Below are 6,880 nucleotides of genomic sequence, written 5' to 3'. Positions count from 1 at the left end.
GGGTCAGGGGGCGACCGAGGTGCCCGTGGTGTTGTGCGGGGGGATGCCGTCCTGGGCTTCCGGGGAGACCGGCAGGTCTTCCGCCTGCACGCAGCCGCCGATCAGCTCGACCACCCCGTCCTGCTGCCGGTACGAGCCGGGTTCGTCGCAGCCCGCCTGGGCGACCGCGAACACGGCGCCCGCCGACAGGACCGCCGCCACCGCGATCCCGCCGACCAGTGGAAGCGTTCCCGTCGATGCCATCGCCGGTGCCATCCGTGTCCTCCCCGGAGCCGCCGCTCCGCGCGCCGTTGCGCCGTCGTGGGTGCGCGCGCCCCGGCAGACCCCCGATGCCGCGGGCGGATCACGCGTACCGAGCAGCGTACCCAACACCTCGGTCGGCGGTCCGGCTTCGCGCTGGGGCACGATTGGCGCATGTCCCTGATCAGCTTGGACCGGATCCGCGCCGCCGCCGGTGACCTGGCGGACGTGGCCCGCCGGACTCCGCTCGCCCACTCCCGGGTGCTCAGCGACCACGTCGGTGCCGACGTGCACTTGAAGTGCGAGAACCTGCAGCGCACCGGGTCGTTCAAGCTGCGCGGCGCCTACGTCCGGCTGCGCGCCCTGGACGAGGAGCGCCGGGCGGCGGGAGTGGTGGCGGCCAGCGCGGGCAACCACGCGCAGGGCGTGGCGCTGGCGGCCTCGCTGCTGGGCATCGAGTCCACGGTGTTCATGCCGGAGCGCGCGACGCTGCCGAAGCTGGCCGCGACCCAGTCCTACGGCGCCGAGGTGCGCGCGGAGGGCGCGGTGCTGTCCGAGACCCTCGCGCTGGCGCAGGAGCACGCCGCCCGCACCGGCGCCGAGTTCATCCACCCCTTCGACCACCCGGACGTGCTGGCCGGGCAGGGGACCGTCGGGCTGGAGGTGCTGGAGCAGCTGCCGGAGGTCGGCACCGTGCTGGTGCCCACCGGCGGCGGTGGCCTGGTCGCCGGGGTCGCGGCTGCGGTGAAGGCGCTGCGCCCGCAGGTTCGGGTCATCGGGGTGCAGGCCGAGCAGGCCGCGGCCTGGCCGCCTTCGCTGGCGCAGGGAGCTCCGGTGCGCCTGTCCGACACGCGCACGATGGCCGACGGCATCGCCGTCGCCCAGCCCGGCGAGGTCACCTTCGAGCACGTGTCCGCCCTCGTCGACGACGTGATCGCGGTGAGCGAGCAGGCCCTGTCCCGGGCGCTGCTGCTGTGCCTGGAGCGGATGAAGCTCGTCGCCGAACCGGCCGGGGTCGCGGCCGTCGCCGGCCTGCTGGAACGCCCCGACCTGCTGGCGCCGCCGACGGTCGCGGTGCTCTCCGGCGGCAACATCGACCCGTTGCTGCTGCTGCAGCTGATCCGGCACGGCATGACCTCCGCGGGCCGCTACCTGTCGTTGCGGGTGCGGCTGCCGGACCTGCCGGGCTCGCTGGCGGAGCTGCTCGGCAGGCTCGGCGACCTGGCGGCGAACGTGCTGGACATCGAGCACTCCCGGATCTCCGGGGCGCTGGCGCTCGGCCAGGTGGACGTGGAGGTGAGCCTGGAGACCCGCGGGCCGGAGCACCGCGAGCACGTGGTCGCCGAGCTGACCCGCGCCGGCTACACCGTCACCTCCGAGCGGTGAGCGGTGCCCCCCCGCCCCCCCGGGGGGCCCCCCCGCGGGGGGGGGGCCCCCCCGGGGGCCGGGGGGCCCCCCCGCCCCCCGCCGGGCCCCCCCCCCGCCCCGCCCCCCCGCCCCCGCCGCGGCGGGGGCGCCCCCCCCCCCCCCCCCCCCCCCCCCCCCCCCGGCCGGGGGCCGCCCGCCCCGCCCCCCCCCCCCCCCCCCCACGCCCGGCGTCACAGGTTGCCGCGCAGGTCCTGCTCCCGCTCGATGGCCTCGAACAGCGCCTTGAAGTTGCCCTTGCCGAAGCCCAGCGAGCCGTGCCGCTCGATGAGCTCGTAGAACACCGTCGGCCGGTCCCCGATCGGCTTGGTGAAGATCTGCAGCAGGTACCCGTCCTCGTCGCGGTCCACGAGGATGCCGTGCTCCTTCAACGTCTCGATCGGCAGCCGCACCTGCCCGATGCGGGCCCGCAGCTCCGGGTCGTCGTAGTAGGAGTCCGGCGTGCTCAGGAACTCCACGCCTGCGGCGCGCATCGCGGTGATGGTGCCGAGGATGTCCCCGGTGGCGAGCGCGATGTGCTGGCAGCCGGCGCCCCGGTAGAACTCCAGGTACTCGTCGATCTGCGACTTCTTGCGCCCGGCCGCGGGTTCGTTGAGCGGGAACTTCACCCGGTGGTTGCCGTTGGCGACGACCTTGCTCATCAGCGCCGAGTACTCGGTGGCGATGTCGTCGCCCACGAACTCGGCCATGTTCACGAAGCCCAGCACCCGGTTGTAGAAGCCGACCCACCGGTCCATCTCGCCGAGCTCGACGTTGCCGACGCAGTGGTCCACGGCCTGGAACAGCCGCTTCGGCGCGCCCGCCGGTTTGGTGTAGCCGCCGCTGCGCGCCACGTACCCGGGCAGGTAGGGCCCGGTGTAGCGGCTGCGGTCGATCAGCGTGTGCCGCGTTTCGCCGTAGGTGGCGATGGCGGCCATCCGCACCACGCCGTGCTCGTCGGAGCGCTCGTGCGGTTCGTCGAGGACGGTGGCCCCTTGGGAGCGGGCGTGCTCCACGCAGCGGTCCAGGTCCTGCACCTCCAGCGCCAGGTCGACGACGCCGTCGCCGTGCGCCCGGTGGTGGTCGGCGAGCGGGCTGTCCGGGTCGACCGCGCCGAGCAGCACGAACCGGGCCGAGCCGGACTTGAGCACGTACGCCTTGTGGTCCCGCTCGCCCTGCTCCGGGCCGCGGTAGGCGACGAGCTCCATGCCGAACGCGACCTGGTAGAACAACGCGCTCTGGGTGGCGTTGCCGACGACGAACACGACCGCGTCCATCGCCCGCACGGGGAACGGGTCGCGGCTGGAGTCGTGGTCGACGAGGCCGACGAGCCTGCGCATCTGGTCGAAGGTGACGTCGTCGAGCTTGCCGGTGCTGCCGATCTCGCCGTGGTCAACGGTGCCGGTCACGGTGCCTCCCTGCGTTGTGCGAGGTGTGTGTCACGAAGGGTGAGGTCATCAGGCATGCTGCACAAGGGACGTCGAGTTCACTGGACAACATGTCCGGTCGAGCGGCGGCGGTGCTCGGCAGGTCGGTCAAGTTGCGCAGGAGGATCGGTGGAGCACGAGGACTCGGAGCTGGACGCGCTCGACGCCCGGCTGCTGCTGTTGCTGGCCGACGAACCCCGCCTCGGGGTGCTGGAGTGCTCGCGGCGGCTCGGCGTCGCCCGCGGCACCGTGCAGGCCCGGCTGGACCGGATGCGGCGGCGCGAGGTGCTGCGCGGCTTCCCGCCGGACCTGGACCTGGCGGCGATGGGCTACGGGCTGACCGCGTTCGCGGTGCTGGAGATCGCGCAGGGGCAGCGGGACGCGGTGGTGCGGCGGCTGGCCGCGATCGACGAGGTGTGCGAGGTGCAGACCACCACCGGCGAGGGCGACCTGTGGGTGCGGGTGGTGGCGCGGTCCAACGCCGACCTGCAGCGGGTGATCGACGAGGTGGTGGCCGCGCCGCAGGTGCTGCGGACCTCCACGTCGATCGCGCTGTCCACCCCGGTGCCGCCGCGGGTGCGTCCGCTGCTGGAGCGGTTGGCGGGGGAGGAACCGTGACGGGCCGCGGTGGATTCCCGGCGGGTGCCGCGCCGGTCGTTCTCGGAACGGGGTGAATTCACCTGTCCGGACAAATGGGCCGATCCGGGCGATGACCTTCCCGGGGGTGCCGGAACCCGATCCGCCCGGTCAGCGCCCTCCTGGAACGGAGCTGGTCCGGCCCGGGTCCGGGGACCGCGCCGCCGCGGGGCACGGCGCTCCCCGCACGGCCCGGTGCGCGGAACTCCGTGCGGCGCGGGCGGATCGGCCGTCTGCGGCCGCGCCGCGGCGGCGGGCGCGCGCATGCCGGCGCCATTCGTGAAAACCGAATTCGACGCGCGGAAAAATGGAACGAGAAATGCGCGGGGATGAATGGATTCGATTCGGCGGAGAATCCGGCCGGAACCAGCGGGCGCCGGTCCTCGAGTGCGCATCGCGGCTCGCTCCGGGTAATGGGGGCGTTGTGCGCGGAGGTGCGCGTCGCTCGACGAGGGCCGTGCGCGGCGATAAAGCGGGGCCGATATGCGGAGCGGGCGTGGTCGGAGCACGCCCGCCTCCGCTATTGCTCAGCCGGAGAAGGGCTCGGCCTGGACCAGGGTCACCTTCATGGTGCCGCCGTTGGGCAGCTCGTACTCTCGGGTCTCGCCTTCCTTGGCGTCCAGCAGCGCCTGGCCCAGCGGGGAGCTGGGGGAGTAGACCTCCAGGTCGCCGTGCGCGCCCTCTTCCCGGTTGGCCAGCAGGAACTTCTCGGTGTCGTCCTCACCGTCGTAGCGGACGGTCAGCACGGAGCCGGGCTTGGCCACGCCGGACTCGGTGGGCACGTCGCCGACCTGCGCGGTCCGCAGCAGCTCCTGGAGCTGGCGGATGCGCGACTCGAGCTGGCCCTGCTCCTCGCGGGCGGCGTGGTATCCGCCGTTCTCCTTGAGGTCGCCTTCCTCCCGGGCCTCGTTGATCTTCGCGGCGATCACCGGGCGGTTGGCCACGAGCTCGTCGAGCTCGCCCTTGAGCCGCGCATAAGCATCCTGGGTCAGCCAGGTCACCTGGGTATCGCTCACGGTCACCACTCCTCGTCGACGGCGACCCGCCTTCCGCGGGCCGACTACTTCCGTCCTCGCGAATTCCGGGTACTGCTAGGAACGGAAAAAACACGGCCCGCGCGGGACCGTGCTGGCGTTGACGATAGCACAAATCAGCCCACCGATGGAGTGCATTTTCTCAGCATCCGGGGCCGTTAGGTCTTGTTCACCCGGTTGGCCGCTGGTGGGTGGACAAATATTCAGGAACGCGGTAGGTGCAGCCGTACACCTCCCCGATGGTCGCTCGATGAGAGGTGCGCAGCACCGTGCCCTGCTGGACCGTTCCGGTGGCGGGCGGCACGAAGATCTCTTTCCGCCCGACCTCTTCGCCGGACTCGGCGCGCGCCCGGATCACGCACGCGGCCGGCCGCGCCGGATCGTCGCGCCGGACCTCGGCGGTGACGTGGACCGAGCCGTCGTCGATCACCTGGAACGCGACCTGCTTGCCCTCGATCGGGGCGCTGCCCAGGTTCTGGTACCCCAGCAGCGCCACCCCGAGCAGCACCACGGCGGCGAGGATCCCGAGCCCCCAGCGGACCGCCGGCGGAGCGGTGCGACGGGCCCGTGACCCGTACCGCCCTGCGGGGACCTGGTTGCTCACCGCGCGCCGCCTCCCTGCTCCGATCGGGGTCGGCCGGATCGGACGATGCCTGCCCGGCCGTTCGAGGATGTCGGCCCGTTGGGAACAATGGGTGGCGACACCCGCGTTGAGTATCCCTGTGGGTGTCCGGCCGGCGAAGAGCGGGGCCGGGTGTGACGTGAGCGGGAAAGGAACATGCCTCCGATGGCCGAGAAGCTGCGTCTGATGACGGTGCACGCGCACCCGGACGACGAGTCCAGCAAAGGTGCGGCGACCACCGCGCGCTACGTGGCGGAAGGTCACGACGTGATGGTCGTCACCTGCACCGGCGGTGAGGCCGGCAGCATCCTGAACCCGGCCATGGAACGACCGGACGTGCTGGCGAACATGCCCGAGATCCGCCGCGCCGAGATGGCCAAGGCCGCCGAGATCCTCGGCGTGCAGCACCGCTGGCTCGGCTACGTCGACTCGGGCCTGCCCGAGGGCGACCCGCTGCCGCCGCTGCCGGAGGGCTGCTTCGCCACGGTGGACCCGGCGCTGCCGACCGCCGACCTGGTCGCGCTGCTGCGCGAGTTCCGCCCGCACGTCGTCATCACCTACGACGAGAACGGCGGCTACCCGCACCCGGACCACATCCGCTGCCACGAGGTGTCGATGGCGGCGTTCGACGCGGCGGGCGACCCGGAGCTGTACCAGGACGCGGGCGAGCCCTGGCAGCCGCTGAAGCTGTACTACTCGCACGGCTTCTCCCGGAAGAAGATGCAGCTGTTCCACGACGCGCTGCTGGAGCGCGGCCTGGAGTCGCCCTACGGCGACTGGCTGGCCAAGTGGGACGGCACCCGTCCGGACACCGACGAGCGGGTCACCACCCGCGTCGAGTGCGGGGCATACTTCGAGGCGCGGGACGACGCGCTGCGCGCGCACGCGACCCAGATCGACCCGGACAGCCGGTGGTTCGCGGTTCCGCTGGACATCCAGCGAGCGCTGTGGCCGACCGAGGACTACGAGCTGGTGCGCTCCCTGGTCGATTCGACGTTGCCGGAGGACGACCTGTTCTCCGGCGTGCGGGAGAAGGTGTCGGCATGAACGCGCACGAGGCGCTGACCTGGGTGGTCGCGCAGGCGCCCGCTCCGCCGGCGGACCCGGGCGGCCAGGGCGAGGACTTCGGCAAGTCCTCGCCGGTGGGGCTGTTGCTGCTGGTGCTGTTCGCCATCGCGGTGGCGTTCCTGATCCGTTCGATGACCAAGCACCTGAAGAAGCTGCCCACCAGCTTCGACGAGCAGCGCGCCGCCCAGGCCGCCCCGGCCCGGGCCCGCCGCGCCGAGGCGGCCGCGGAACCCGCCGACTCCGCCGACGAGGCGGACTCCGCTGCCGGCGGGGCACCGGAGGCGGCCGGGGAAACGCCGGTCGAACCCGGACGCGGTGGTGCGTCCGGCCGTTGACCTCGGGCGGTGCCGTGCCGGCGCGGGGCCGGTCGCTTCCGGTCCGGGGCGTCGGCGGCTGAATCGCGCCCGCGCGGTGGCGGTCGACCGGTGTCCCGCTCCGGCGTCGGCTTC

At 73.0% G+C, this 6,880-nt stretch carries 8 protein-coding genes; 4 read left to right on the top strand and 4 right to left on the bottom strand.

Annotated features, from left to right (window positions below):
• Positions 1 to 3: 3 nt before the first annotated feature.
• Entirely contained in the window at positions 4 to 243 is a 240-nt protein-coding gene (locus LCD31_RS20315) for a hypothetical protein (protein ID WP_224960262.1), read from the bottom strand.
• Between the two features lie 171 nt (positions 244 to 414).
• Between LCD31_RS20315 and ilvA the strand changes: the two genes are divergently transcribed.
• Positions 415 to 1,626, top strand: a complete 1,212-nt coding sequence (ilvA, locus tag LCD31_RS20310) for a threonine ammonia-lyase (RefSeq protein WP_224960261.1) — start codon at positions 415 to 417, stop codon at positions 1,624 to 1,626.
• Between the two features lie 212 nt (positions 1,627 to 1,838).
• Here the strand turns inward: ilvA and hppD are convergent, their stop codons facing one another.
• Complete coding sequence (gene hppD / locus LCD31_RS20305; RefSeq protein ID WP_224960265.1) at positions 1,839 to 2,984, bottom strand: 4-hydroxyphenylpyruvate dioxygenase; 1,146 nt, start codon at positions 2,982 to 2,984, stop codon at positions 1,839 to 1,841.
• Positions 2,985 to 3,200: 216 nt separating this feature from the next.
• On the opposite strand from hppD, the gene LCD31_RS20300 reads away from it, so the two are divergent.
• Positions 3,201 to 3,689, top strand: coding sequence for an Lrp/AsnC family transcriptional regulator (locus tag LCD31_RS20300; protein WP_224960260.1), 489 nt, complete (start codon positions 3,201 to 3,203; stop codon positions 3,687 to 3,689).
• 545 nt (positions 3,690 to 4,234) lie between these two features.
• Here LCD31_RS20300 and greA read toward each other — a convergent pair.
• Both greA and LCD31_RS20290 read right to left on the bottom strand, forming a co-directional pair.
• Positions 4,235 to 4,723, bottom strand: a complete 489-nt coding sequence (gene greA / locus LCD31_RS20295) for a transcription elongation factor GreA (protein WP_224960259.1) — start codon at positions 4,721 to 4,723, stop codon at positions 4,235 to 4,237.
• A 187-nt stretch (positions 4,724 to 4,910) separates the two neighbouring features.
• Positions 4,911 to 5,345: a DUF4307 domain-containing protein gene (locus LCD31_RS20290; protein ID WP_224960258.1), complete on the bottom strand. Its 435-nt coding sequence runs from the start codon at positions 5,343 to 5,345 to the stop codon at positions 4,911 to 4,913.
• A gap of 183 nt (positions 5,346 to 5,528) precedes the next feature.
• Between LCD31_RS20290 and mca the strand changes: the two genes are divergently transcribed.
• Positions 5,529 to 6,410, top strand: a complete 882-nt coding sequence (gene mca, locus LCD31_RS20285) for a mycothiol conjugate amidase Mca (RefSeq protein WP_224960257.1) — start codon at positions 5,529 to 5,531, stop codon at positions 6,408 to 6,410.
• The gene (locus tag LCD31_RS20280) at positions 6,407 to 6,766 is read left to right on the top strand and encodes a hypothetical protein (RefSeq protein WP_224960256.1); all 360 of its coding nucleotides are present in this window, start codon (positions 6,407 to 6,409) and stop codon (positions 6,764 to 6,766) included. Before mca ends, LCD31_RS20280 begins: the two co-directional genes overlap by 4 nt.
• Positions 6,767 to 6,880 lie beyond the last annotated feature (114 nt).

Source organism: Saccharopolyspora sp. 6M, from assembly GCF_020176775.1.
Lineage (GTDB): Bacteria > Actinomycetota > Actinomycetes > Mycobacteriales > Pseudonocardiaceae > Saccharopolyspora_C > Saccharopolyspora_C gregorii.
Note: the sequence above shows the minus strand (reverse complement) of the source record. Positions and strands in the feature narration are given on the sequence as shown.

Bases quoted from the DNA above. Each gene is read 5' to 3' on its own strand.
- hppD (WP_224960265.1), bottom strand. From the start codon at position 2,984: ATGCGCAGGCTCGTCGGCCTCGTCGACCACGACTCCAGCCGCGACCCG.
- LCD31_RS20280 (WP_224960256.1), top strand. From the start codon at position 6,407: ATGAACGCGCACGAGGCGCTGACCTGGGTGGTCGCGCAGGCGCCCGCT.
- mca (WP_224960257.1), top strand. From the start codon at position 5,529: ATGGCCGAGAAGCTGCGTCTGATGACGGTGCACGCGCACCCGGACGAC.
- LCD31_RS20315 (WP_224960262.1), bottom strand. From the start codon at position 243: ATGGCATCGACGGGAACGCTTCCACTGGTCGGCGGGATCGCGGTGGCG.
- ilvA (WP_224960261.1), top strand. From the start codon at position 415: ATGTCCCTGATCAGCTTGGACCGGATCCGCGCCGCCGCCGGTGACCTG.